Origin of the sequence: Ferribacterium limneticum, assembly GCF_020510585.1 — a bacterium.
GTDB lineage: Bacteria > Pseudomonadota > Gammaproteobacteria > Burkholderiales > Rhodocyclaceae > Azonexus.
Map to the genome: position 1 here is coordinate 3327189 of NZ_CP075190.1, position 24150 is coordinate 3351338.

The following is a 24150-nucleotide window of genomic DNA, read 5'->3' on the forward strand; positions in this document are numbered from 1 at the left end:
AACAAACGCATTTCCCGGTAAGCAGTTGAGGAGACCCAACATGACAACACGCACGATACGCATACGCGGCACCAAGGTCGGTGCCGGTAGCCGGGGGGCCAGCCAGCCCGGCGGGCCGGAGCCGCTTTTTCGTCTCGCCCCGGGCAGCGCCCGCGATGGGGCCGGCGAGGAGATCGAGGTCAAGCCGGAAACGGTGGTGCGCGTCGCCCTTGAAAACGGTTTCGTGCTGTGGAGCCGGGCCGACGACCTGACCCGCGAATACGGCAGCCCGCCGCCGCGCGGTGCCGGCGGCGCCTGGGAATTCACCCGCCTGACGCCACGTCGGGCGGTGGTCAGCGAACGCGGGGCGGCCGGGCTGGCCATCCGCGTGCTGGAATTTTTCGGCGTCGATATCGGCAAGAAAGTCGCCGGCAAGCTCGGCAAGGTGCTCGAAGACAAGAAACTGCACGACAAGGGACCGGGCCTCTACCGCTTTGCCGCCGGCGACAAACTGGCGCTCACCCCGGTTCCCGGCAGCGGCCCGCTCCCCGCCGCCCAGGGGCCGATGCTGGTTTTCATCCACGGCACGGCGTCGAGCACCATAGGCAGCTACAGCAAGCTGTGGGACCCGCGTAACGCCGATGCCCTGAAGCTGTGCGCCAGCCTGACGACGACCTACGGCGACCGGATTTTCGGCCTCGAACACCGGACGCTGACCGAAAGCCCGATCCAGAACGCCATGGCCCTGCTCGAGCGGCTGCCCGAGGGCGCCGACGTCCATCTCGTCTCGCACTCGCGCGGCGGCCTGGTCGGCGAACTGCTCTGCCTGTCGGGCTGCGCCAAGCTGGCCGAGGTGCTGACGCCACTTCAAATTCAGACCTTTTTTGCCGTTGACCGTAGCATTGCCCCGCAAATGGGCCTGGCGCCGCTGTCGGCCGACGAAGAGAAGGCGCGCAACGCTGCCTACGCCGCCGACCGCGACCTGCTCGGCAAATTCGTCGCGCTGCTCGGCAAAAAGAAAATCCGCGTCAGCCGCTTTGCCCGCGTCGGCTGCCCGGCCCGTGGCACGACGCTGGCCTCGGGGCGGCTCGACCGCTGGCTGTCGGTGCTCGACTATCTGTCCTTCACCTCGCTTGGCAACGGCGTGATCGGCGGCGCCGTCGATTTCATGCAGGCCATCGTCGCCGAGCGCACCGACCCGCGCACCTTGCCCGGCGTCGAGGCGATGGTTCCCGGCTCGGCCCTGACCCGGCTGCTCAACAGCCTGCCCGAACTGGCCACAGATTCCGATCTGGCGGTCATCGCCGGCGACATCGAGGGCGGCGACTCGCTGTGGAACTCGCTGAAAGTGTTGGCCACCGACTGGTTCTACAAGAACGAACATGACCTCGTCGTCGATACCGCCTCGATGCTCGGCGGCCTGCCGCGTCTTAACGGCGGCGCCCGCTACCGCAAGGATCAGGGGGCCAAGGTCAATCATTTCCGCTATTTCACCAATGGTTCGAGCATCAACTGGCTGCGCGCCGCATTGACCCGCGGCGATCAGGAGAGCGGCGGCTTCCTGCCCATTGAAAATGCCGGAAAGAGCCGTTCCGCCATTGCCCGCGGGCCGTTCATCCGCCGCCGGGCCGACAGCGCGCCACGGCCGATCGCCGTCGTCCTGCCCGGCACCATGGGTAGCCAACTGAAGGCCGGCGACGATGAGGTCTGGCTCAATTACGCGTCGCTGTTCGCCGGCGGCCTGGGCAAGCTCAAAATGGGCAAGCCGGACATCACGCCGGTCGGCCTGGTCGAAGACTTCTATGGCCCGCTCGTTGAATTCCTGGCCCGTAGCCACGACGTCGAAATTTTCCCCTACGACTGGCGCCATTCGATCCGCGACGCAGCGGCGCGGCTCGCCGAAACCCTGGCCCCGCTCGTCGACCGCGCCGAGCGCACGCAACAGCCCTTGCGCCTCGTCGCCCACTCGATGGGCGGCCTCGTCGTCCGTTCGATGATCGCCGACAAGGGCCCTGGCGCCGCCCTCTGGCAGCGCATCTCGCGCCTGCCGGGCAGCCGCTTCCTGATGCTCGGCACGCCCAACCTCGGCTCCTACGAGGCGGTGCGCTGGCTGACCGGCTTCAATCCGACGCAGGCCAAGCTCTCCCTGCTCGACATCACGCACGGCACCGACGAGATCATCGACCTCGTCCGCGGCTATGCCGGCCTGCTCGAACTGCTCCCCTTCGCGCCGCGCGACCCCGATTTCACCGACCTCACGCACTGGCAGGCGATCAGGGAAAGCACCGAGGCCGACTGGCAACTGGCCGATACCGCCGCGCTCAAGGAGGCGGCCGTCTCGTGGCAACGCCTGCGCGCCGCACCGGCCGACCCGCTGATGTGCTACGTCGCCGGTTGCCAGCCGGCCACCGTCATCGACTACCAGCTAGTCAGCCGCGAAGACGAGCCGCCCAGCCAGCGCAAGAAGCTCGAATTCATCGCCACCGCCTCCGGCGACGGCACGGTGAGCTGGGATTCCGGCCGCCTGCCCGGCGTCCCCATGTGGTATGTCGAGGACACCGCGCACGACGCCCTGTGCGCCCAGCCCAAGGCCTTCCCCGGCTATCTCGACCTGCTCGTCAAGGGCAGTACGACACTGCTCCCCGCCGCCCCGCCGGCCCAATCGCGTGCGGCCAGCAGCGAGGACCGCTTTGTCCTGCCCAGCATGCCGCTGGCCGACAGCATTCCCGGGCCGGACGAGATCGGCACATTTGGATTTTCGGGCGGAATTCCGGTTGACCGTAACATTGCCGAAAAACCCGGCATCACCATCGATATCGGCATCACCCACGGCAGCCTGGCCTACGCCAGGCACCCGGTGGTCGTCGGCCACTACCAGGGCGACACCATCGTCAGTGCCGAGAAGGCGCTCGACCGCCAATTGGGCGGCGCCCTGTCGGGCCGCGCCGATCTCGGCATCTACCCCGGCCCGCTCGGCACCTGCACCACTTTCTTCAACGACAGCCCGACGGCCAAGCCGGCCGGCGCCCTGGTCGTCGGCCTCGGCGAAGTCGGCAAGCTCGGCCCCGGCCAGCTCGAAGAAGCCATGCGCAGCGCCCTGCTCGACTATGCGCTGCGCGTCGTCCACTGGCCGGACGAGCGCTTCGGCGAAGCCAGCCGGCCGCGCTCGGCCGCCATCAGCTGCCTGCTCATCGGCACGGGGGCCGGCGGCGTGCCGATCAGCGACGCCGTCGAGTCGGTGCTGCGCGCGGCGATTGCCGCCAATGCCCGGCTGGCCGACAACGAAATGGACGGCCGGGTGGTGATCGACCGCGTCGAGTTCGTCGAACTCTACGAAGACCTCGCCATCTCGGCCGCCCACGCCCTGCGCAAGGCCATCGACAACGTCGATCTGGCCGGCAGCCTGCGCTGGAAAGCGATGGCCATCGAAGGCGGCCAGGCTGGCCAGCACCGGCTGCGCGCCGACGAGGCGCCGGAATGGTGGCACCGTCTGGAAATCATCGAGGACGAGCACAACGACCAGTCGCTGCGCTTCATTTTCCCGACCGACAAGGCGCGTGCCGAGGAAACCATGGCCACCGGCCAGTTGTCGCTGGCCGACTCCTTCATCGAAATGGCCAGCCAGGACACCAACCGCAACGCCGAGGCGGCCAAAACCCTGTTCGAGCTGCTGCTGCCGGTCCGCGTCAAGGAACTGTCGGCCCAGCAGGGCAACCTCGTGGTCCTCGTCGACAAGCGTTCGGCGCGCTATCCGTGGGAATTGCTCGAGGACCGCTGGGGCAGCAGCCCGCGCCCGCCGGCGGTCAATGCCGGGATGATCCGCCAGTTCAAGACGAGAAACTTCCGCGCCCGGCCGGCCTACGCGCCGAACGACACGGCGCTCGTCATCGGCAACCCGGACCTCGGCAACTCGCCCGACTTCGCTGATCTGCCCGGCGCCCGCGACGAGGCGCTGAGCGTCGTCGGCACCCTGGCCAATGCCGGCTACGACGTCACCGACCGCATTGGCGAGCAGACGCCGGCCATCCTCGAAGCGCTGCACCGCGAGAAATGGCGCATCCTCCACCTGGCCGGGCACGGCGTGCATGAATACAAATCGGCCAGGATGGCCGTCGCCCGTTCGGGCATGGTCATCGGCCTCGACACCATCCTGACCCCGGGCGACATCGAGCAGATGCGCTGGGTGCCCGAACTGGTCTTCATCAACTGCTGCCACCTCGGGCGCATCGACGGTCTGGGCAAGACCGAGCCCGGCGTGCTCGCCGCCAACCTCGCCGAGCAGTTCATCAACATGGGCGTCAAGGCCGTCATCGCGGCCGGCTGGGCCGTTGACGACGTGGCCGGCAAGGCCTTCGCCGACGCTTTCTACCGCCACATGATGGTCGGCGGCTTCTTCGGCGAAGCGGTACGGGCCGCCCGCGAAGAGATTTTCGTGGTCTGCGACAACGTCAATACCTGGGGCGCCTACCAGTGCTACGGCGACCCCAATTTCCGCCTGTCGCGCGACGGCGTGACGCACTACGCCGAGGCACCGCCCTACACGACGCCGCACGAACTGGCCGTTGATCTCGACAACCTGGCCTGCGGCCTGCGCGACGGCAACGACAGCGCGGATATCGCCGAGCACGTCGAACGCCGCCTCAAGCGCATCCCGTCCGCCCAGAAAGGGTGGACCAAGCGGGCCGATGTGGCGGCGGCGCTCGGCTTTGTCTGGGGCGAAGCCGGCGAATGGGAAAAAGCCATCGCCAGCCTGCGCACCGCCATCGCCGCCGAGTCCGGGCAATGCAGCGTGCGCGTCATCGAGCAACTGGCCAATTACGAAGTGCGCCTGGCCGGCAGCCGTTGGCTGGCCGCCGCCGACGGCCAGCGCGACAACGCCCTGCGCGCCGCCCTGCGCCAGGACATCGAACAGGCCATCGCCCGGCTCGCCGGGCTGTGCGCCAGCGGCCCGACCAGCGAGCGGCTCAGCCTGCTCGGCGGCGCCTACAAGCGGCTGGCCATCATCGAAGCCGCCGGCGGACGCTGCGAAGCGCTGGTCAACATGGCCGAGCACTACCGCGATGCCTACGCCCGCGAAGGCAAGGCCTACGCCTTCACCAACTGGGCCAGCGCCGCCCTGCTCATTCGTCGCTTCTACCCGGAACAGCCGGCCGACCAGCCGCCGCTGCTCGGGCTGGCCACGCTGAAACAGGACGTCGCCCGCCTGCGCAAGGAACTCGACAAGCGCAACGCGAGCGCCCCGAATTTCTGGGACAGCACCAGCCTGGCCGATCTCGACCTCGTGCTCGCCCTGGCCGAAAGCCCACGCAGCCGGAAAGCTGCAGCGGCTCCCGGCGAGGCGGCGCGCCAGACCTATCGTCAGGCCATCCAGCGCGGAGCCAGCCTGCGCGAGCGTTCGTCGGTCACCGAGCACCTCGACTTCCTGCGCCTGAATTTCCCCGATGACGACCCGCTGAGCGGACTGATAGACCAGATCAAGGAGGACCTCGCATGAGCCCCCGCCAAACCCCGGCCAAGCCGCGCCAGGCGGCCCCCGTTGCCGCCCAGGGGGCGGCCAAGACGACCATCCGGCGCCGGACCGCGGCCAGCGTTGCGCCAGCGGCCGCCGAGGCCGGCGCCAAAACCGCGACCAAATTGCCTATGAAACAGGCGGCACCAAAGCCGGCAGCTCTGAAACAAACTGCTGCCACGAGATCGCCAAAGCCCCGCGCCACGCCGCTTCCGCCGCCTGCCGTCAGCCCGACGCCCACCAGATCGCGCGGCGCCTCGCGTTCGGCCAGCCGCTCGGCCAATCCCACGGTCGACCGGAAAAATGAGCCAATTTCAGAATTCACCCTGGCCAACGTCAGCCACGACACACGCGTCGCGCCCAACTTCCTGGTCTATGAACTGACCCGTTCGGAGCTCGCCGACCGGCGCGGCATCCCCAATAACTTCGCCTCCGACCAGGAGCTGCGCGCCGCCATCCATCTCGCCCGCGAAGTTCTCCAGCCGATCCGCGACAAGTTCGGCAGTTTCACGCCGAACAGCGTTTTCCGCGGCCACCCGCTCGAACGGGCGCTCAAGAACAAGCCGGCGAGCTGGCTCAGCACCAGCCAGCATTCGCGCGGCGAAGCCTGCGACATCGAGATCGTCGGCATGAGCACGCTGGCCCTGGCCAACTGGGCGAAGGACAACCTCAAGACTTTCGACCAGATCATCTGCGAGTGCTACGACCCGGCCAAAGGCCCCAACTCGGGCTGGGTGCACATCTCGCTCAAGGCGCCGGGCAGCGGCGAAAACCGCCGGCAATTGCTGAGCTACATCGCTGACCACGGCAAGATGGTCTACGTACCCGGCCTGCGTGCCACCGCCATGGCCTGAACCATGCTCCCCGGCAAGCTTTTCTTCCTGCTCGTCGTCGCCACGCTGCTCGCCCTGATCGGCGCCTGGGTCGTCGCGCGCAGCTACCGGCGGAGCATGCAGCGCCTGATGAAAGCGCCGGTCGCCGAGCCCCAGGCAGCCGATGCGCCGGACCGCCCCCCCACGCCGCCGACGCTGGCGCGCTCAGCGCACTTGCCAACGCTCGACGACAACAACGAAGCGCACCGTCGGCTGCTGTTTTCCTTCATCGGCCTGACCCTGGTCATCGCCCTGACGCGAACGCTGCTGACGCAGTTCATCGCCGACGGCCCGATCACCCTCAAAACCGTCGCCACCCTCGGCGCCGCCTACGCCTGGCCAGTCCTGCCCGTGCTCGCCGTGATCGGCCGCTGGTCGCGCCCGCGCTTCGTCGGCGCCATGCTCGGCTGGCTGGTGCTGGCTATCCTGTTGCTGAGCTGGCGGACCAACGAGAACATCAGTTTTGCCCAGGTGGTCGGCTGGATGCTGTTCGACACCGGGCTGCCGCTCATCGTCGTCACCGCACTTTGCCTGGGCGGCGCGACGCGCGCTGTCGGCCCCTGGTTGGTGCCCGTGTTCATCGTGCTCAGCGGCTCGTCACAGCTCGGCCTCGATTTGCTAGCCGCCATGATCGAGGCGAAAAGCCCGTTCATCGTGTGGCTGGCCAGCTGGATGGGCGCCACCACCGCCTTCACCCTGTTCGCCGTGCTGCCCTGGCTGATCGCCTGGTGGCCGGCCCGCGCCCTTGGTCGCTGGCTGGCCCGGGGGTACCGGGAACGGCAGATTTCGGAGCTGTTCTACCTGTTCACCGCCGTATGGACCATCGCGCTAGTCGGCCCGGCGCTCGGCGCCATCCATGACCTCGGCTGGTGGGCCATCGTCTGTTTCGCGCCGCTGCTGTGGATTCCGCTCGGCGCCATGCTCATGAAGCGCTTTGCGGCCCAGGCGATGATCGGCAACCCACCGACCCTGCTCGTACTGCGCGTTTTTCAGCAGGATGCCAACGCCCAGGCCATCTTCGACCGCGTCATCGAACGCTGGCGCCTGAGCGGCAACACCGTACTGATCGCCGGCACCGACGTGGCCGACCGGACCATCGACGCCGAAGACATTTTCACCTTCCTCGACGGACGACTGGCCGAGCGCTTTGTCTCTCACGCCAGCGACATAGAAACCCGTCTCGAGCAGTTCGAATTCCAGCCCGACGTCGAAGGACGCTACCGGATCAACGAATGCTATTGCCACGACAACACCTGGCAACAGGCGCTCGACCGCCTGGTCGGCATCAGCGACGTGGCACTCATGGACTTGCGCAATTTCAAGGCGAAGAACGCAGGCTGCATCCATGAACTCGGCGTGCTGGCCAGCGCCCAAAAAATTGCCCGCGTCGTCATCCTGACCAACCAGGCGACCGAGCGTGACGCCGCCCAGGCCGCAGTGGCCGGGGCGCCGGCCGACCGCTTTGTCTGGCTCGATGAACACGACAAGGCCGGCCTCAAGCCAGCCGACATCCTGGCCGCCCTGTTCCCGTCAGCAACGGTCCCCAACGCCGTTCCTCAGCCCCAATAAAAGGAGACTCCCGTGAATCAACAAGTCCTCGCCCGCATGAAATCCACCGGCCCGAAAAAGATCCTCGCCTGCGACGGCGGCGGCATCCTTGGTCTGATCAGCGTCGAAATCCTCGCCAAGCTCGAAGCTGATCTGCGCACCCGCTTCGCCAAGCCCGACCTCGTCCTCGCCGACTATTTCGATTTCGTCTGCGGCACGAGCACCGGCGCGATCATCGCCAGCTGCATTTCGACCGGCATGAGCACGGACCAGATCCGCAGCTTTTACACGGCCAGCGGCAAGCAGATGTTCGACAAGGCCTCCTTGCTCAAGCGCCTGAAATACAGCTACAACGACGAACCACTGGCCAGGAAACTGCGCGAAGAACTCGACAAGGCGCTGCATCACACCGCCAGCGCCGCAACCCCGAATGCCACGCTGGGCGACGCCGGGCTGCGCACGCTACTGATGATGGTCATGCGCAACGTGAACACCGATTCGCCGTGGCCGGTCAGCAACAATCCGCTGGCCAAATACAACGATGCGGCGCGCCCCGACTGCAACCTCAAGCTGCCGCTCTGGCAACTGGTCCGCGCCAGCACGGCCGCCCCCGTCTTCTTCCCGCCGGAGGTCGTCACCTTCGGCGAGGGCACGGCCAAAACCTACGAATTCATCTTTGTCGACGGCGGCGTCACGACCTACAACAACCCGGCCTTTCTCGCCTTCCAGATGGTCACCGCCGCCCCCTACCGGATCAGCTGGCCGACCGGCGACGACCGGCTGCTCATCGTCTCGGTCGGCACCGGCAGCGCCGCCAAGGCGCGGCCGAATGTCGACGCCGACGACCTGTGGCTGCTCGACAACGCCAAGAACCTGCCCGGCGCCCTCATGAATGCCGCCTCGGCGGGCTGGGACATGGCCTGCCGGGTCATCGGCGACTGCCGTTTCGGCCCGCAGATCGACCGTGAAATCGAGGACCTGGTGCCGAGCGAGTCCTGCCCGATCACCTCGACGATTCCCAAGCAGTTCGCCTACGTTCGCTACGACCCGGATGTCTCGCAGGACGGCCTCAACAAGCTCGGCCTCGCCGACATCAAGGCGGAACAGGTCCAGGTCATGGATTCGGTCAAGCACATGCCGGAAATCCAGCGCGTCGGCGTCGCCTATGCCGCCAGGAACGTCAGCCTCAAGCACCTGCGGGGCTTCGCATGAACACCTGTTTCGTCATCCAGGGCTTCGGCAAGAAGACCGACTACACCGACGGCCGCGTTCTCGACCTTGACGCCTCCTACGCCATCATCAAGGAGGCGGTCGAGGCGGCCGGCCTCAAATCCATACGCGCCGACGAAATCCAGCACTCGACGGTGATCGACGTCCCGATGTACGAAATGCTGCTGCAGGCCGACGTGGTCATTGCCGACCTGTCGACCTACAACGTCAACGCCGCCTACGAACTCGGCGTGCGCTACGCCTTGCGGCCGCGTACCACCATCGTCGTCGCCGAGGAAGGCTTCAAGAATCCCTTCGATGTCGGCCACATCGCCATCCGCCGCTACAAGCACCTCGGCGAGGACATCGGCGCCCGCGAAGCGGCGCGTTTCAAGGCAGAACTGAAGAGCGCAATTGAGGAAATCCTCGCCTCCAATCGCGCCGACAGCCCGGTTTACACCTTTCTGCCCAAACTGACCCCACCGCAAATGGCCGTTGCTTTGGCGGCTGCGCCAGCCCCGACGTTGGCGACGCCCGCGCAGGCGCGCGGCGGCATGTTTACGGTTGGCGCCGCCAGCCCATCCGGACTCGGCAACGAGCTTGTTGCCGCCGCCCCGGAACCAGTCACCACGCCCAAGGCCATGCTCGATGACGCCCTGGCCAAAATCAATCCGCCGGCTGGCGAGGCCAGCGATTTTGCCGGCGCCCGCGCCCTGCTGCAGAAGGTCAGCGAGCTACGCCCGAACGACCCCTTCGTCACCCAGCAACTGGTCGTCGCCACCTATAAATCAAAACAGCCCGATCCCGAAAGCGCCCTGCTCGACGCCCGCGGCATCATGGAGCAATCGCTCGATCCGGCGTCAACCAACGACCCGGAAACCCTCGGGCTGTGGGGCGCCATCCACAAGCGACTGTGGGAACTCCAGTCCCGCCCCGACGACCTGAATGCTGCGGTCGACGGCTACGAACGCGGGTTTTCGTTGCGCCGCGACTGGTACAACGGGATCAATTACGCCTTCCTGCTCGACCTGCGGGCGGTCGAATGGCTCAAGGCCGGCAACAAGGACGACGCGATTGCCGACTCGGTGCTCGCCCGCCGCGTCCGCAGCGAAGTTGGCCGACTGGCCCTGGCCCCGGCCGAAGACAAGGATGCCGACCCGAAGAAACGCTTCTGGGCCGTCGCCACCCTGTGGGAAGCCGCGCTCGGCCGCGGCGATGCAGCGGAGACGGCGCGCTGGGGCGCTGCGGCCGAAGCACTCGCGGTGCCGCAATGGATGCAGGACACGCGACTCGATCAGGGCCGCAAACTGGTCGAGTTGCAGAAGACGTTTGCCGCGCTTTCTGCGCCTTGAGCCGCCTAGTTCCGGCGCACACCGACCAGGCGTTGCAACTGGAGCAGCAGCGCCAGCGTCTCGTCGCGCGCGGCGAGGAGGTCCGGAATCAGGGAGCGTGATTCCTCGATCCTGCCATCGCGCCAGCAGTTGTCGATCTGGCTGGATATCTCGTGGATGCGGCGGTGCGGGCGGTCGATTTCGGCGAAAACGGGGTGGATTTCGTAGCGCCGCCGGCTGTCACCGAAGTACCAGCGGCCGAATTCGCACCGGGTCGCATTGTCGAGGTGCGGAATCGGCGCCGGAAGCCCCTCGTTGGTCGCATAGACGATCTGGCTGACCCAGTTGCGCAGCTGGATCTCAGCGATCAGCATGGGGTAGTCGGCGGCATCCCAGTACAGATCGGCGATCGCCCGCCACATCGGGTCGGGCTGCCATTGCCTGACCCAGTCGACCACCACTGCGGCCGGCATCGGCCGGGCAATGCCGTAGCCCTGGGCATGATCGCAGTTGAGCTGAATCAGCAGGCGGCCATGCTCGACGGTCTCGACGCCTTCGGCGATGATCTCGCGCTGGAAGGCGCTGGCCAGGCTGATGACGCCCTGGACGATGACCAGATTGTTGTAGTCGCTGAGAATTTCGCGGACAAAGCTCTGGTCGATCTTGATGATTTCGGCCGGCAGACGCTTGAGGTAGGTCAGCGAGGAATAGCCGGTGCCGAAGTCGTCGAGCGAGAAGCGCACGCCGAGGGCGCGGCATTCGTCGATGACCCGCGAGGTCTTGGCCACATCCTCCAGCGCAGCGGTCTCGAGGATTTCCATTTCCAGCAGATGGGCCACGTCCGGGTGGAGAAACAGCGCCGCCTTGAGCTTCTCGACGAACTCCGGGGCCTGCAACTGCTTGCTGGCGACATTGACGCTGACCGTCAGATCAAGCCCTTCCTGATGCCACACCTCCATCTGGGCGAGAACGGCTTCGATGACCCAGTCGCCGATCAGCTTGATCATCACGTCGTCGTTGATCAGCGGCAGGAACTCGCTCGGCGCCAGGACGCCGCGCTCGGGGTGGTTCCAGCGAATCAGCGCTTCGGCACCGGTCACCTTGCCCTGGCGCATGTTGACCTTGGGCTGGTAGTGGAGAACGAATTCGTGATCGTCCAGCGCCTGGCGGATGCGATTGACGTGGTCGCGCCGGCTGCGCGTGGTGCGATCCTGCTCGGCGTCGAAAATCTGGTAGCAGTTCTTGCCGGCCTGCTTGGCGCGGTACATGGCCTGGTCGGCATGGCGCAACAGCGTGTCCGGGTCTTCGTCGTCGTTCGGGAAGAGCGCGACACCGATGCTGGCCGAAATACTGACGGCTTCGGGCAGGGACGTCAGCGGCATGGCGATCTGTCGTTGCAGCCGACGGATCGCTTCCTGGCATTCGCTTTCGCTGGAAAAGCCGAGCAGGAGCAGGACGAACTCGTCGCCACCGAGGCGGGCAACGGTGTCACCGCCGCGCATGATCTGGCGCATGCGGTTGGCGATTTCGATGAGCACCAAGTCGCCCGCACTATGGCCCCAGGTGTCGTTGACCGGCTTGAAGCCGTCGAGATCGAGATAGCAGATGGCCATCTGCGACGCCGTCCGGCGGGTCTGGGCGATGCCCTGAACGAGCCGGTCGGCGAGCAGGGTACGGTTAGGCAGTTCGGTCAGCGGATCGTAGTAGGCCATCTGCGTGAGCTGCGACTCCTGCGCCTTGAGGCGGCCGATGTCGGAGAAGACGGCGACGTAGTTGGTGAGCTTGCCGGCGCTGTCGCGCACTGCCGAGATCGACAACAGTTCAGGGTAAACCTCGCCGTATTTGTTGCGATTCCAGATTTCGCCGCGCCAGCTATCGGTTTCGTTGATGCTCTTCCACATCGCCTCGTAGAACTGAAGGTCGTGGCGACCGGACTTGAGGACGCGGGGGTTGCGGCCGATGACTTCGCTGCGTTCCCAGCCGGTGATGCGCGAGAAGGCCGGATTGACGTCGAGAATATTGCCGGAGGCATCAGTCAGCGTAATGCCGTCGTGCGCGCTGCGGAAGGCAGTGGCGTGCAGGATCAGCTGTTTCTCGACGGCGAGTTGCGCCGCGTAGCGGTCGCCAAGTTCACGGTTGGCCGTGGCCAGCGAGCGGCGCGCCAGTTCGAGCCGGAAGAATAGAAAGGCCAGGAAGGCCGTGAGCAGAATGGCCAGCGCGTACAGCGCCGTGCGGTAGCGGGCGGCCGTGCGATAGGCCCGGGCATGGCCATCGGCGTAGCCGAGTATCAGCTTGTCGAGTCGATCCTTGCTTCCCTGGGCGGAAATTTCCGCCATCAGGGCATCGAGCAAACGGATCCGCGCACCTATGTTGTCGCCGTGGAGAATGATGTTGTCGACGACTTTTTTCTGCGCCGTCCCCGGCAGCAAATCGAGCAGTTCGTTGCGTGCCTTGACGACGCGTTCATCGCCTTCGAGGCTGGGGGTATGGGCAAAAGCCAGCACCTCTCGCGCATATTTTCCGACCGGACCGCGCAGGCTGCCGGGCTGCGATGGCAGGGGCTGGGCATCGACGAAGGCTGAGGCGGCAATCGGAAAGAAGGAGATCGAATTGCGCAAGACGGCATTCTCGCGCTTGAACTGATCAACCAGCCCGGCCTTGCGGCCCAGTGCAGCCGACAGTTCGCCGGCGGCGGTGGCAACCGCCGCCCGGTCGACCGCGGAGAGGAAGCCCGGGGCATCGCTCACCTCCCTGGCCAAGCCTTCGACCCGCCGCATGTAGTGGGTAATCGCGTCGTAATTGCGCACCTGCTCAAGGCGATTGGCCAGAATTTGCCCGTCGACACGCGCGTCAAGTTCGCCAAGGTCACGCAACTTCTGCGTGTAGGCGAAGTGCGCTTCAGGCGAGACGCTTTCGGCCAGAATGAACAGCCCGCTCAGCGCCGAGACGAAGAGTGCGACAAAAAGGCCAAGCCCCAGTCGGAGGCGCGGTGCGGGCATGCCCAGCAAGCGTTGGGAAAGCTTCATTGCAGACGTTTTCCTTCCCACTCGCCGGTCAGTGTGCGCAGGAAGGCGACCAGCGCATTGACGTCCTCAGTGGACAGTTCGCGGCCGAGCTGGAAGCGCCCCATGACGATGACCGCTTCTTCAAGTGATCCGGCCGAGCCATCGTGGAAATAGGGTGGCGTGACCGCAACGTTGCGCAGGCTGGGTACCTTGAACACATTCTTGTCCTGATCGAGCCCGGTGACATTGAAGCGACCGAGGTCGGCCTGACGACCGGCATCGTCCTTGAGGTAACTGCCCATCACGCCAAAACGCTGGAACATGTTGCCGCCAACGCCGACTCCCTGATGGCAACTGGCGCAGCCGTAGTCGAGAAAACGCTGGTAGCCGGCGTGTTCGAGCGGGTCGAGCGCCGCCTTGTCGCCACGCAGGAAACGGTCAAAACGACTGTTCGGGGTGAGCAGCGTGCGCTCGTAGGCGGCAATCGCATCGACGATCGTTTCGCCGGTCATGCCCTGCTGGTAGATTCGGCTGAAGTCCTGGCGATAGCTCTCGTCGCGGCTCAGCTTGGGTATGACCTCGGCCCAGTTGGAGGCCATCTCGAGCGGATTGTGCACCGGCCCGGCGGCCTGCTCTTCAAGGCTGGCGGCGCGACCATCCCAGAACTGGACAAAATTCAGGCTGCTGTTGAATACCGTCGGGGCGTTGATGCCCCCTTTCCGGCCATCGATGCCGACCGAAACGGGCAGGCGGTCGCTGCCGCCGCTTTCGAGCTGGTGGCAGGTGGCACAGGAAACCTTGTCGTTATGCGAAAGACGGGGGTCGAAGAAAAGGCGTTTGCCAAGTGCGACTTTGTCCGCCGGCAGGTCCGGCACTGGGGGCAACGGCAACAGTGGGCCGGAACCCGACAGTGTGCCTGGCAACGAGGGGGTGTCGACGCTGACCACGGTTTTGTTCGAGGGAGCACCGGGACGCATACCCCAAAAGGCAGCAGCAACTGCCAAGGACACCAGCATTATTGCCAGAAATTTACGGAAATTCATCGTTTTATTATAGAACTGGCAAAGGTTTCGTGGCGAAAAGGCACGAAATCCGCCGGGCCAAACGAGGCAAAAGTCAGCCTCCGAGAAGAGCCACGGCGGGCAGAAACACTTCAGTGACCAGCACCTGCTGCGCGCCGAGGCGATGCAGCGAGCGGCGGGCCCACAGGGTGTCGCCGGCCATGCCGAGAGCGGCGGCGCGCTGGAAAAGCGGGTGACGCTTGTCGAGTCGGCGGAATTCGATGGCACCGCGTTGAAAGCCGGGATGGGTGAACAGCAGCGAGCCGAGCGAGTTGCTGCCGAGGCGGGACAGCCAGCGGCTCAGGCGGCCGTTGCTGGCGGTCGACAGCGTGGTGTGGGCAAAAATGACCGGGACGCCATCGCACTCCAGCGCCACCTCGCGAATCCAGGCCGGGTGGCGTGCTTGATCGAGGAGTATGCCTTCGTCGGCCAGCGCCCGGCCTTTTTCGTAACGCAGCAGGCGGACGCGAAACTGGTGGCTGTTGCGCTGGCAACGCGCCGTCAACGAACCGGGTTCGGTCAGCCAGGAGGCCAGGGCAGCATCGAGCGGCCCGCCGGTCGGGCGGGTGCGCCATTTGTTCGGAAGCATTATTGCGGACGCGGCGCCTTGTCGAGACCGCCGAGCTTGACGCCGGGCTTGATGCCGCGCTGGGTGAACCAGCCGAGGTTCATTTCCAGCGCATAGCGGGCCGGGCGGCGGGCGCAGTGGTTGTCTTCGGTCTGCGGCTGCATGTCCTCGATATTGATGATCTTGCCCTCCGCATCCATGAAGGCGACCGAGAGCGGCAGCAGCGTGTTGCGCATCCACATGCAGTGGGTGTTTTCCTGGGTGAACACGAAGAGCATGCCGCGCTGGGTTGGCATGGCCTTGCGGTTCATCAGGCCGACCTGACGGTTCTGGTCGTTGGCCGCTACTTCCGCCTCGATGCGGTGGAAACCGGCGCTCAGTTCCATGACCGGCATGGCGTTCTGCGCCCAGGCGGTGCTCATGGCCAGTCCGGCCAGCAGGCCGGCGAGTCTCTTATTCATTGAATTTTCCTTGCAAATCCAGGTAACTGCCGTCGATCTTTCGCCATTCACCCGGCGCCAGACCGTCCAGCGTCGCTGCCCCGATGGCAGCCCGTATCAGACGGAGCGTAGGATAACCGATGGCCGCCGTCATCCGCCGTACCTGGCGGTTCTTGCCTTCGGCAATGCGGATTTCCAGCCACGAAGTCGGGATCGCGGCGCGGAAGCGAATCGGCGGATCTCGCTGCCAGAGTCCGGGCGGTTCGCCGATCAGCCGTGCCTTGGCTGGCTTGGCGGTGAAGTCGGAAAGCGGGATGCCGGCGCGCAGTTTGTCCAGCGCCGCCTCGTCCGGCACGCCTTCGACCTGCGCCCAGTAGGTTTTTTCCTGCTTGTGTTTCGGGTCGGCGATCCACGCCTGCAGCTTGCCGTCGTCAGTCAGGATCAACAGGCCTTCGCTGTCGGCATCGAGCCGGCCGGCGACGTATACGCCCTTGACCGGGATGAATTCATCGAGCGCCCGCCACTTGCCCTCCGGCGTGAACTGGCTGAGGAAACCATAAGGCTTGTTGAAGAGGACGAGGGAAGACACGAGGGCGGGTTTCACGAACTGGGCAGGATTTCAATTTTCGCCGATTTTTCCGGTTGACCGTAGGAGTGGTCGGAAAAAGGCGGAACCGGCAAGGACCAACAGCCGTCCAAGTATTGTCCCGCTCCTGCCGTTGCCGCACCCGGCGCCCCGGCATATTTGGCGGCGACAAGGAGGTCCATCATGTCCCTGACTCATTTCCCGGCGATGCTGATTTCTGAAACCGAGGGCTGGTCCGATATTGAACGCAGCCATCCGCCCGCCCGTTCCCTGATGTTCGGTCTGGTCATGCCGCTGTCGATCATTCCCCCGGCGATGTACGCCTTTGCCGAGCGGGCTTATCCCGGTACGATTTTTCCGCTTTCCATACCGGCAATGACCGGCGGCCAGTTGCTGGCCAGCGGTATCATCCTCTTCGCCGTACAACTGGCCATGGTTTCCTTCATGGCCATGCTGATCCAGCGCATGACCAGCGACCAGGATCACGACCCCGGTTACGAGAAGGCCTACACGCTGGCGGCCATTGCACCGGTACCGCTGTGGCTGTCGTCACTGGCGCTGTTCGTGCCCAGCCTGACGGTCAATGTACTGGTCGTGGCCGCAGCCTGGGTCGCTTCGGCGGCGCTGATCCGGCACGGCATACGGCCGCTGCTCAAGGTTAGCGACGCGCGCAAGGCACATTACATCTCGAATCTGGTGACGGCGGCCGGTGTCATGGCCTGGTTTGGCCTGATGATCATTTCCGCCGCCCTGCTCAGCGTGCTGCACGGGCTCGCGGCGATGTTCTGAAGCCGCCTCAGGCGTGTAGCAGGCGAAAGCTGTCGAGAAAGGCCGACTTGGCGTCCACCGGCGTCAGCGGCCGGATGCTTTCGGGCAGGGGCCGAATGTCCCGAAGATTGGCCCAGGCTTCGGTCGAGTGCGGCATGAGGTCGCGCTTTTCCGTGGCCAGGGCAATCAGGTCGGCGACCTTGATCGCCGGATCCAGGTGCTCAAGATCGACAGCGAAACGCTCACCGATGATCTGCATGACGCGGGTTTCGATGGTGGTGAATTCCGGAAACAGGTTTTTCAGCGGCTTGACCATGTCGCCCAGATAGGCTTCGGCGGCGTCGTGCAGCAGGGCAGCCAGCCGTAGCGGCGCCGGCACCAGTTGCATGACCATCAGGCTGTGCTGGGCCACCGAATAGAATTCCCGCGTCTGGCCGTTGAAGCGGCACTGATAGGCAAGACCGTGCGCGATGTCCTCGATGGCGACATCGTCGATGCGCGGTCGGGTCAGGAAAAAACGGTGACCGAGAAAGGTCGAGACGTAGGGGCTGTCGGTCATGGCCGCCAGTTTATACGCTGAACAGGCTGTGTTCGATCTTGGCGGCGCAGATGAAGTCGTTTTCCGACAGACCGCCGATGGCGTGCGTCGAGTAGCGCACCCGGCACTGCCGGTAACCGACCTCGAGGTCGGGATGGTGATTCTCGCGATGCGAGATCCAGGCAATCGCATTCACAAAGGCCATGGTTTCGTAATAGTTGCGGAACTCGAATGTCTTGCTGATCTCGCCACCCGTTTGCCCCCAGCCATCGAGGCTCGGCAACAGCCGGTCGATTTTCTCCTGAGACAGCGGCAGGGTGCCGCCTTCGCAGGGCGTGCAGCGCTTTTCACTCAGATTGCAGACCGGTTCCATGGCATGACTCCTCGGTGGCGTCTTGACGCCGGACAAAAGCGATCAGGCGCGGCGCCTTCAGTGATACGCGGGTGACTGTCGATGGGCAAATTCGCGGGCGGCCTGATTGTAATTGCTGATGGCGTCTACCCGGTCAACCGGCAGAACCGGTGCGGGAGTATCGACCGGGATGGCATTCGCCCTGGTCAGTGCTTGCGGCGTCATGAAATCTGCCTGGTGCGCGGCGGCGAGGAGCGCCGAGTAGACCGGATTGAACCGGCTGTTGGCGATGGCGCGCTGCGCCGGGTCGTCGATCAGGGATTGCAGGGAAATACGGGCTGCCGAAGTGTCCCGCCGGGCGGCAAGAACGTCAGCTTCCAGGGCGTCGGCTTGTTGAGGCACCGCAATGACCTGAGCGGTCAGGCTGGCGGTGGTCTGCGGCGAGGTCTCGGTTGTTCCCGTTGCCGCCAGAAGGCGGCCCTGCGGTGAGAGGCTGACAATGCTCGACGGCGTCTCGGCGGCGACCGCGTTCCTGGTTGCCGTCGTCACCAATGCCCCGGCAGCGAACGGGGTAATCGCGCTCACACTGCCGAGCGAGACGGGTTGGAAACTCAAACTGATGGCCATGGCGACGCTCTGCCGAAGTGCACCTAATGCTTCGTGGCGCGCCAGGCCGAGCGGTAAAACCCGTAGCCGTCAGCCTCGGCACGATCCTGCTCGGCCTTTTGCTGGTCCGCCAGATCCACCTTCTTGTCCCAGTAGAGCTGGCGTCCGTCGTGCTGGTCGACCAGCGCCTCGGGATGATCAACCAGGAACTGATCAATGAACTGCGTGTGTTCCGAGACATATCCACGATCGATTTCGCCGGCCGGGTGCTCGGCGCTGCCCAGATGGAACAGCCTGCTGATGAAATTGCTCATCGTCCTTCCTTTCACGCCAGAAGGCCGCTTATTCGCCTCCTGACTTCAGGCGGCATCGAATTCCATTATGGTCAGGGCGCCGCACATGTCATGAATGGCCATATTGCTTCCATTCAGTCTTTCGAGTCAGCACGAACGACAAGGTTCCCGCCTACGATGTTTAGTCGATCCATCGACCAAAACAGCGGCGAAAGATGCGCGAGCCACGCTACGCGACTTGGCCCCGCTCTGGCGTTATCGCTCTTCCGCCAAGGCTCGCCTGAGCTCCGTTTTGACTACTTTTCCATAGTTGTTTTTGGGCAGGCTCTGAAGGATTCTGTACTCCTTGGGACGCTTAAAGCGAGCGATGTGTTTTAGACACAGCTTGTCGAGGGCTTCGAAATCCGGAGATTGGCCAGAGGCTGGAACAATGAACGCTATAACCTCTTCACCCCATTCATGGCTTGGTCTACCGACCACCGAGACTTCTGCCACGCCGGGATGCAAAAGAAGTATTTCCTCAACCTCTCTGGGGTAGATATTTGAGCCGCCACTGATGATTATGTCTTTAGAGCGATCTTTCAGTGAGAGGAAGCCATCCTGATCGAGTACACCGATATCCCCGGTATATAACCAACCATCGCGCAGTGTATTGAGTGTTGCAGTTGGATTTCCCCAATACCCGCTCATGACCGTATCTCCGCGAACAATAATTTCTCCACTCTCTCCCGTGGGAAGCACTTGACCGCTGATGTCGACAATTCGCACTTCTACCGCTGTCTGCGCAATACCGACTGAACCAAGCCTCTCAAAATAACGTGGATGCCCTGTGTTCCCGATGTGGAATTTGGACAAGGCAGAAATGGTCATTGGTGTTTCGCCTTGCCCGTAAATCTGGACAAAGCGATTACCCAACACGTCAAGCGCCCGCCGGATGTCCTCCAGGTACATGGGACCTCCACCATAAACCACCGTTTTAATGCTGGATGGATCACTATCGTGATTGGCACTATGCTCAACAAGGCGCCTCACCATGGTAGGTGCCGCAAACATTGAGACATTGCGGTATTTCTGCGATAGCTCGAATATTTCCGCAGGAACAAAGCTGCCTGACTCCGGAACCAAATGGCGAGCGCCTGCAATCACGTGGGCAAAACTGTACAAGCCTGCTCCATGAGACATCGGTGCCGCGTACAGGATGCTACCTTCCTTACACGGAGTATCGACATCCGTGAAATAGCACATCGTCATTGACAATAGATTGGCGTGGGTCAACATGACCCCTTTTGGCTTTCCGGTGGTCCCGGAGGTATAGAACAGCCATGCCAAATCGCTCGGATCATTGGATGCCATGGTGGCCTCACCGCCGTGGAAAAGTTCGGAATACTCCTTCGAGTCCGCATCAATAACCTGCAGCAGTTTGGCGCTATTCGACGAGAGAGTCTCGTGTTCCATACCTGCCGTGACAAACAACAAAGTGGCTCCTGAGTCTTCAAGTATGAACGCCACCTCTTTCGGATGAAGTTTATTGTTGATAGGAACCGCCGTTAGGCCGGCGTGCCAGATCGCGAAAAGTATCTCAAGGTAGTGCGGACTGTTCTGCATGAACAGCGCAACTCGCTCGCCACGGCGTAGCCCAAAATAGCCACGCAAGCTCCCGGACAAAGCCAAAACTCGAGCCGCAAACTCACGATAGTTATAGAGCTCGCGATCACCGCAAGCAATCGCCGGCCGATCCGGAAAGACCTTGGCAGTTCGGAAAAGCAAATTCGACAAATTCATGCATCCTCCATTTAGTGGCCCACCTTTGCCAGAAGCCACTGCAAAAACCATGCGCAACGCATCTGTAGATAGGTGCGAGAAGGTCCGAAAATCTTGCTCTCTCCCCTCTGAGCCAAGGAAACACGCGGTGTGAGTTGATTTTCCGGGTAAGTCCGGGCTATCAAAAATAGGGGCCGGAGCGAAGTTCGCTGCCCGCTCCCTTCGCCCAGAATTCGGACACGTCAGCCTTGCAGCCGTACGACGATAGGACGGCCCATCAAGTCAAAACCAAGCCGATAAACCTCGTCTCGCGCCCAACACGATCGCGGCTCGCATCTTTCTCGGCATTGAGGCCGGAGCAACAGCTTGAAAATAACGCATTGTTTTTATTTAACAATCCAAGCGACCTGCGCGATAGATACACGCCAAATCATTCTGCCCAGAACTCAACTCGGAGGTCATCTAATTTGGCAAACCACGACTGGCACTCATGTTGCTGTGTAGTGGCAGAGAAATGGAAGGAGTAGGTGTTTGAAATACGGTCGCTCCATTCCAGCATCACCAAAAAACTTTCATTTCTCACCACTCAACCGGCGACTTTGCTTCGTGACGGATTCATCTCTGTTTGCAAGAAAAGTCTGCCGCCAAGAAGGAAGTTTATAGAGATGACGGTCTGCATAATTGGATGGTCCCATGGCAATTTTGGACGGCAACCAGAGGAAAGCATTGAGTCACTTCTCAATGCAGTAGCAACAGATGCCTTGATAGATGCCGGCATTGACGCTTCTGACGTTGATGGAGGCTACGTTGGGATGTTGAACGTTGGCTTTTCTCGACAAGATTTTCCGTCACCCCTCCTTCTGCAAGCGAATGAGGGACTCCGCTTCAAGCCATTTACGCGCGTCGAAAACGCCTGCGCTAGCGGTTCAGCCGCCCTTTACGCGGGGATGAACTTCATCAAAGCGGGCGAAGGTCGCATTGCTTTGGTTGCGGGTGTAGAGAAGATGTCCGATGTGCCGACCGAGCAAGCCGGAGAAAATCTCCTCTGTTGCAGCTATCGTCCGGAAGAGGCCATGACCAAGGGAGGCTTTGCTGGCATATTTGCCGGGATTGCCGAACGCTACTTTCAGACCTATGGTGACAAGAGTGCCTCTCTTGCACGAATAGCCGCAAAAAATCATGCGAATGCCATGGAAAACCCTTTCGCCCAGATGCGCAAGGATCTCGGCTTTGAATTCTGCAACACGGTGTCCGAGAAGAATCCATATGTCATCCAACCACTGCGCCGGACCGACTGCGCACCGATATCGGATGGTGCAGCAGCGATAGTCCTGGCTGACATCAAGACCGCAATGTCAATGCGCAAAGCGGTTGCACTTCGGGCGACTCAGCAAGTAACGGACTTCATGCCATTAAGCCGCCGAAACCCTATTCGGTTTGAAGGTGCCAGCATGGCCTGGAGCCGCGCTCTGCAGTCTGCCCAGATTTCCCTCAAGGAACTCTCGCTCGTTGAAGTACATGACTGTTTCACGATCGCCGAACTAATTTCCTACGAAGCCATGGGCCTGGTACCGCCAGGTGAGGGTGCGCGCGCAATTGACGAGGGCTGGGTACTTAAGGATGGGAGGCTGCCCATCAATCCATCTGGCGGATTAAAAGCCAAAGGACATCCGATCGGCGCAACTGGAATTTCGATGCACGCATTGGCAGCAATGCAGGTTACCGGAACGGCTGGAGGGATGCAGATTCCGGATGCGAACTTAGCCGGGGTTTTCAACATGGGCGGTTCAGCCGTAGCGAACTACGTAAGCATACTTGAGCCACTGCGCGCTTAAGTTGGCAATTTATTACTAACACCAGCTATCAGGAGGTAAGAGGTGGCAGTCAACAAGGTTTATCCACATGCAAGATCCGCGCTGAGCGGTCTATTACGCGATGGCATGACCATCATGTCAGGAGGATTTGGGGTCTGCGGTATCCCTTCATTGCTAATCGAGGCAATTCGCGATTCAGGGGTGAAAGATCTAACCATCATTTCCAACAACCCTGGCATAGACAACTTCGGCCTCGGTTTGCTCCTGCCCAAAGGGCAGATACGAAAAATGATCGGTTCGTATATTGGAGAAAACGCAACTTTTGCGAAGCAATACCTTGCGGGAGAAATTGAGGTTGAATTCAACCCACAAGGCACCCTTGCCGAACGCATTCGCGCTGGCGGAGCAGGCATCCCGGCCTTTTTTACACGCACGGGTGTCGGCACGGTGATCGCTGAGGGTAAAGACATTCGCGAATTTGACGGAGCCAGGTATCTGATGGAAAAAAGCCTTCATGCAGATCTCGCTATCGTGCATGCATGGCGCGGCGATCCCGAGGGGAACCTTCAATTTCGCATGACTGCGAGAAACTTCAATCCCGTCATGGCAACTGCAGGCACAGTTACTGTGGCCGAAGTAGAGGAACTCGTCGCTCCAGGTGAAATTGATCCAGACCACATCATTACTCCGGGCATATTTGTCCAAAGGATTATCGAGGTCGGTCCGGGAGATAAACGGATCGAGCAACGCACGGTGCGTGCTCGCCTAACTGATTGCAGGGAGTAATTCATGGCCTGGACTCGCGACCAGATGGCTGCACGAGCAGCCAAAGAAGTACGTGACGGTTACTACGTTAACCTTGGCATAGGAATTCCAACACTAGTCGCCAATCACATCCCGGAAGGAATTTCTGCTCAGCTGCAGAGCGAAAACGGGATGTTAGGCATGGGGCCTTTCCCTTTTGAAGGGGACGAAGATCCCGACCTGATTAACGCCGGCAAGCAAACCATTACAACTTTGCCAACAACCAGCTTTTTCGATAGCGCAACCTCATTTGCGATTATTCGGGGTGGCCATATTCAGCTCTCCATTCTCGGCGCGCTACAGGTCTCAGAAAAAGGGGATCTCGCAAATTGGGCGGTTCCGGGCAAGATGGTCAAGGGGATTGGAGGCGCAATGGATCTCGTTGCCGGGGTACCAAAGGTGGTGGTCCTAATGGAGCACTCATCTCGAGGTGAGGCAAAAATCGTGAAACAGTGCTCGCTCCCTCTCACAGGTAGCGAAGTCGTTAGTTTGATCATCACTGACCTCTGCGTCTTTGAGGTAGGTCCGGATGGACTGTTACTAACTGAACTCGCTCCTGATGTCACCATTGACGATATCGTTGCCAATACAGAAGCCAGCTTCTCGACTCACCCAAATTTTGATCGACACCACTAAGCAATACCGTATCGATTGATATCGCAATTTCGCTTGGGCGGACTTACCCGATCGCTCCGCTCAAGCAGTTGCAGGAGCGTAAATTGAAGAACACTTTACCCACAAATTTGCCGGAGCTATGTTTCGATGAATTGTCATTATTGGCTACAGCCAATCCCGTTGCATTCGAAGAACTGCGTTCTTCCTTGATCAATGAGGCGATTCAACTTGCTGGAAATAATGCCAATCTATTGAGCACCCTCCAAAATCGCCTTGACCAAGAGGCCGTTACTGACTCGCCTCGCTACGTATCTTATCTGCGCCTATCCAAATGGATTGATGACTATACAAAGGCTAGTCCGGGGACATTGCAAGCACTAACCTAAGGCAGTAGTGCAAAGGGGGAAACTCCCCGGGGCCTGAGCAGGCTGCATCGAGAATGCTACGGTCAACCGGAAAAAAGCTTAAAAAACGAAAATGGCGCAGATCAA

20 protein-coding genes are annotated in these 24150 nt (G+C 62.2%); 10 read left to right on the plus strand and 10 right to left on the minus strand.

Features of this window, described 5'->3' with window-relative positions; all coding sequences use genetic code 11:
• The first annotated feature begins 40 nt into the window (after positions 1-40).
• From KI613_RS15935 to KI613_RS15955, 5 genes are read left to right on the plus strand one after another with little or no spacing between them, the layout of a single operon-like run.
• A complete protein-coding gene (locus KI613_RS15935; protein ID WP_226401162.1) occupies positions 41-5473 on the plus strand; it encodes a DUF7379 domain-containing protein in 5433 nt (1810 codons plus the stop codon).
• Positions 5470-6342, plus strand: coding sequence for a D-Ala-D-Ala carboxypeptidase family metallohydrolase (locus tag KI613_RS15940; RefSeq protein WP_226401164.1), 873 nt, complete (start codon positions 5470-5472; stop codon positions 6340-6342). Before KI613_RS15935 ends, KI613_RS15940 begins: the two co-directional genes overlap by 4 nt.
• A gap of 3 nt (positions 6343-6345) precedes the next feature.
• Complete coding sequence (locus KI613_RS15945) at positions 6346-7929, plus strand: hypothetical protein (protein ID WP_226401166.1); 1584 nt, start codon at positions 6346-6348, stop codon at positions 7927-7929.
• A gap of 12 nt (positions 7930-7941) precedes the next feature.
• The gene (locus tag KI613_RS15950; RefSeq protein WP_226401168.1) at positions 7942-9120 is read left to right on the plus strand and encodes a patatin-like phospholipase family protein; all 1179 of its coding nucleotides are present in this window, start codon (positions 7942-7944) and stop codon (positions 9118-9120) included.
• Positions 9117-10469, plus strand: coding sequence for a tetratricopeptide repeat-containing protein (locus tag KI613_RS15955; RefSeq protein ID WP_226401170.1), 1353 nt, complete (start codon positions 9117-9119; stop codon positions 10467-10469). Before KI613_RS15950 ends, KI613_RS15955 begins: the two co-directional genes overlap by 4 nt.
• Before the next feature lie 5 nt (positions 10470-10474).
• On the opposite strand, the gene KI613_RS15960 is transcribed toward KI613_RS15955, so the two are convergent.
• The 5 genes from KI613_RS15960 to KI613_RS15980 all read right to left on the minus strand — a co-directional run bounded on the left by KI613_RS15960 (position 10475) and on the right by KI613_RS15980 (position 16111).
• On the minus strand, positions 10475-13474 hold the full coding sequence (locus KI613_RS15960; protein WP_226401172.1) for an EAL domain-containing protein: 3000 nt from the start codon (positions 13472-13474) through the stop codon (positions 10475-10477).
• On the minus strand, positions 13471-14400 hold the full coding sequence (locus KI613_RS15965; RefSeq protein ID WP_226401174.1) for a cytochrome-c peroxidase: 930 nt from the start codon (positions 14398-14400) through the stop codon (positions 13471-13473). Before KI613_RS15965 ends, KI613_RS15960 begins: the two co-directional genes overlap by 4 nt.
• Before the next feature lie 169 nt (positions 14401-14569).
• A complete protein-coding gene (locus KI613_RS15970) occupies positions 14570-15103 on the minus strand; it encodes a chorismate--pyruvate lyase family protein (protein ID WP_226401176.1) in 534 nt (177 codons plus the stop codon).
• The gene (locus tag KI613_RS15975) at positions 15103-15543 is read right to left on the minus strand and encodes a DUF192 domain-containing protein (RefSeq protein WP_226401178.1); all 441 of its coding nucleotides are present in this window, start codon (positions 15541-15543) and stop codon (positions 15103-15105) included. Before KI613_RS15975 ends, KI613_RS15970 begins: the two co-directional genes overlap by 1 nt.
• Complete coding sequence (locus KI613_RS15980; protein WP_226401180.1) at positions 15536-16111, minus strand: pseudouridine synthase; 576 nt, start codon at positions 16109-16111, stop codon at positions 15536-15538. The genes KI613_RS15975 and KI613_RS15980 overlap by 8 nt, the downstream gene beginning before the upstream one ends.
• A 180-nt stretch (positions 16112-16291) precedes the next feature.
• On the opposite strand from KI613_RS15980, the gene KI613_RS15985 reads away from it, so the two are divergent.
• Complete coding sequence (locus tag KI613_RS15985) at positions 16292-16897, plus strand: YIP1 family protein (RefSeq protein WP_226401182.1); 606 nt, start codon at positions 16292-16294, stop codon at positions 16895-16897.
• Between the two features lie 7 nt (positions 16898-16904).
• Here the strand turns inward: KI613_RS15985 and KI613_RS15990 are convergent, their stop codons facing one another.
• From KI613_RS15990 to KI613_RS16010, 5 genes are all read right to left on the minus strand, one after another.
• Positions 16905-17435: a hypothetical protein gene (locus KI613_RS15990; RefSeq protein ID WP_226401184.1), complete on the minus strand. Its 531-nt coding sequence runs from the start codon at positions 17433-17435 to the stop codon at positions 16905-16907.
• A 10-nt stretch (positions 17436-17445) separates the two neighbouring features.
• On the minus strand, positions 17446-17787 hold the full coding sequence (locus KI613_RS15995) for a 4a-hydroxytetrahydrobiopterin dehydratase (RefSeq protein ID WP_226401186.1): 342 nt from the start codon (positions 17785-17787) through the stop codon (positions 17446-17448).
• A gap of 57 nt (positions 17788-17844) precedes the next feature.
• Positions 17845-18393: a hypothetical protein gene (locus tag KI613_RS16000; protein WP_226401188.1), complete on the minus strand. Its 549-nt coding sequence runs from the start codon at positions 18391-18393 to the stop codon at positions 17845-17847.
• Positions 18394-18416: 23 nt separating this feature from the next.
• Positions 18417-18686: a DUF3460 family protein gene (locus tag KI613_RS16005; protein WP_226401190.1), complete on the minus strand. Its 270-nt coding sequence runs from the start codon at positions 18684-18686 to the stop codon at positions 18417-18419.
• Positions 18687-18920: 234 nt separating this feature from the next.
• Positions 18921-20447: a class I adenylate-forming enzyme family protein gene (locus KI613_RS16010; protein ID WP_226401192.1), complete on the minus strand. Its 1527-nt coding sequence runs from the start codon at positions 20445-20447 to the stop codon at positions 18921-18923.
• Between the two features lie 506 nt (positions 20448-20953).
• Between KI613_RS16010 and KI613_RS16015 the strand changes: the two genes are divergently transcribed.
• The 4 genes from KI613_RS16015 to KI613_RS16030 all read left to right on the plus strand — a co-directional run bounded on the left by KI613_RS16015 (position 20954) and on the right by KI613_RS16030 (position 24045).
• Positions 20954-22261 (plus strand): acetyl-CoA acetyltransferase, encoded by a 1308-nt coding sequence (locus KI613_RS16015; RefSeq protein WP_226401194.1) that lies wholly within the window; start codon positions 20954-20956, stop codon positions 22259-22261.
• 42 nt (positions 22262-22303) lie between these two features.
• Complete coding sequence (locus KI613_RS16020; RefSeq protein WP_226401196.1) at positions 22304-23026, plus strand: CoA transferase subunit A; 723 nt, start codon at positions 22304-22306, stop codon at positions 23024-23026.
• A gap of 3 nt (positions 23027-23029) precedes the next feature.
• Positions 23030-23680: a CoA transferase subunit B gene (locus tag KI613_RS16025; RefSeq protein WP_226401198.1), complete on the plus strand. Its 651-nt coding sequence runs from the start codon at positions 23030-23032 to the stop codon at positions 23678-23680.
• Between the two features lie 83 nt (positions 23681-23763).
• Entirely contained in the window at positions 23764-24045 is a 282-nt protein-coding gene (locus KI613_RS16030) for a DUF3135 domain-containing protein (RefSeq protein ID WP_226401200.1), read from the plus strand.
• Positions 24046-24150: the final 105 nt, after the last annotated feature.

What these genes read in the sequence shown, in the direction of transcription:
- KI613_RS15970 (WP_226401176.1), bottom strand. Translation starts at nt 15,103, where the DNA reads ATGCTTCCGAACAAATGGCGCACCCGCCCGACCGGCGGGCCGCTCGAT.
- KI613_RS15975 (WP_226401178.1), bottom strand. Translation starts at nt 15,543, where the DNA reads ATGAATAAGAGACTCGCCGGCCTGCTGGCCGGACTGGCCATGAGCACC.
- KI613_RS16005 (WP_226401190.1), bottom strand. Translation starts at nt 18,686, where the DNA reads ATGAGCAATTTCATCAGCAGGCTGTTCCATCTGGGCAGCGCCGAGCAC.
- KI613_RS15990 (WP_226401184.1), bottom strand. Translation starts at nt 17,435, where the DNA reads ATGACCGACAGCCCCTACGTCTCGACCTTTCTCGGTCACCGTTTTTTC.
- KI613_RS16025 (WP_226401198.1), top strand. Translation starts at nt 23,030, where the DNA reads ATGGCCTGGACTCGCGACCAGATGGCTGCACGAGCAGCCAAAGAAGTA.
- KI613_RS15935 (WP_226401162.1), top strand. Translation starts at nt 41, where the DNA reads ATGACAACACGCACGATACGCATACGCGGCACCAAGGTCGGTGCCGGT.
- KI613_RS15985 (WP_226401182.1), top strand. Translation starts at nt 16,292, where the DNA reads ATGTCCCTGACTCATTTCCCGGCGATGCTGATTTCTGAAACCGAGGGC.
- KI613_RS16010 (WP_226401192.1), bottom strand. Translation starts at nt 20,447, where the DNA reads ATGAATTTGTCGAATTTGCTTTTCCGAACTGCCAAGGTCTTTCCGGAT.
- KI613_RS15945 (WP_226401166.1), top strand. Translation starts at nt 6,346, where the DNA reads ATGCTCCCCGGCAAGCTTTTCTTCCTGCTCGTCGTCGCCACGCTGCTC.
- KI613_RS15995 (WP_226401186.1), bottom strand. Translation starts at nt 17,787, where the DNA reads ATGGAACCGGTCTGCAATCTGAGTGAAAAGCGCTGCACGCCCTGCGAA.
- KI613_RS15955 (WP_226401170.1), top strand. Translation starts at nt 9,117, where the DNA reads ATGAACACCTGTTTCGTCATCCAGGGCTTCGGCAAGAAGACCGACTAC.
- KI613_RS15940 (WP_226401164.1), top strand. Translation starts at nt 5,470, where the DNA reads ATGAGCCCCCGCCAAACCCCGGCCAAGCCGCGCCAGGCGGCCCCCGTT.
- KI613_RS16000 (WP_226401188.1), bottom strand. Translation starts at nt 18,393, where the DNA reads ATGGCCATCAGTTTGAGTTTCCAACCCGTCTCGCTCGGCAGTGTGAGC.
- KI613_RS15960 (WP_226401172.1), bottom strand. Translation starts at nt 13,474, where the DNA reads ATGAAGCTTTCCCAACGCTTGCTGGGCATGCCCGCACCGCGCCTCCGA.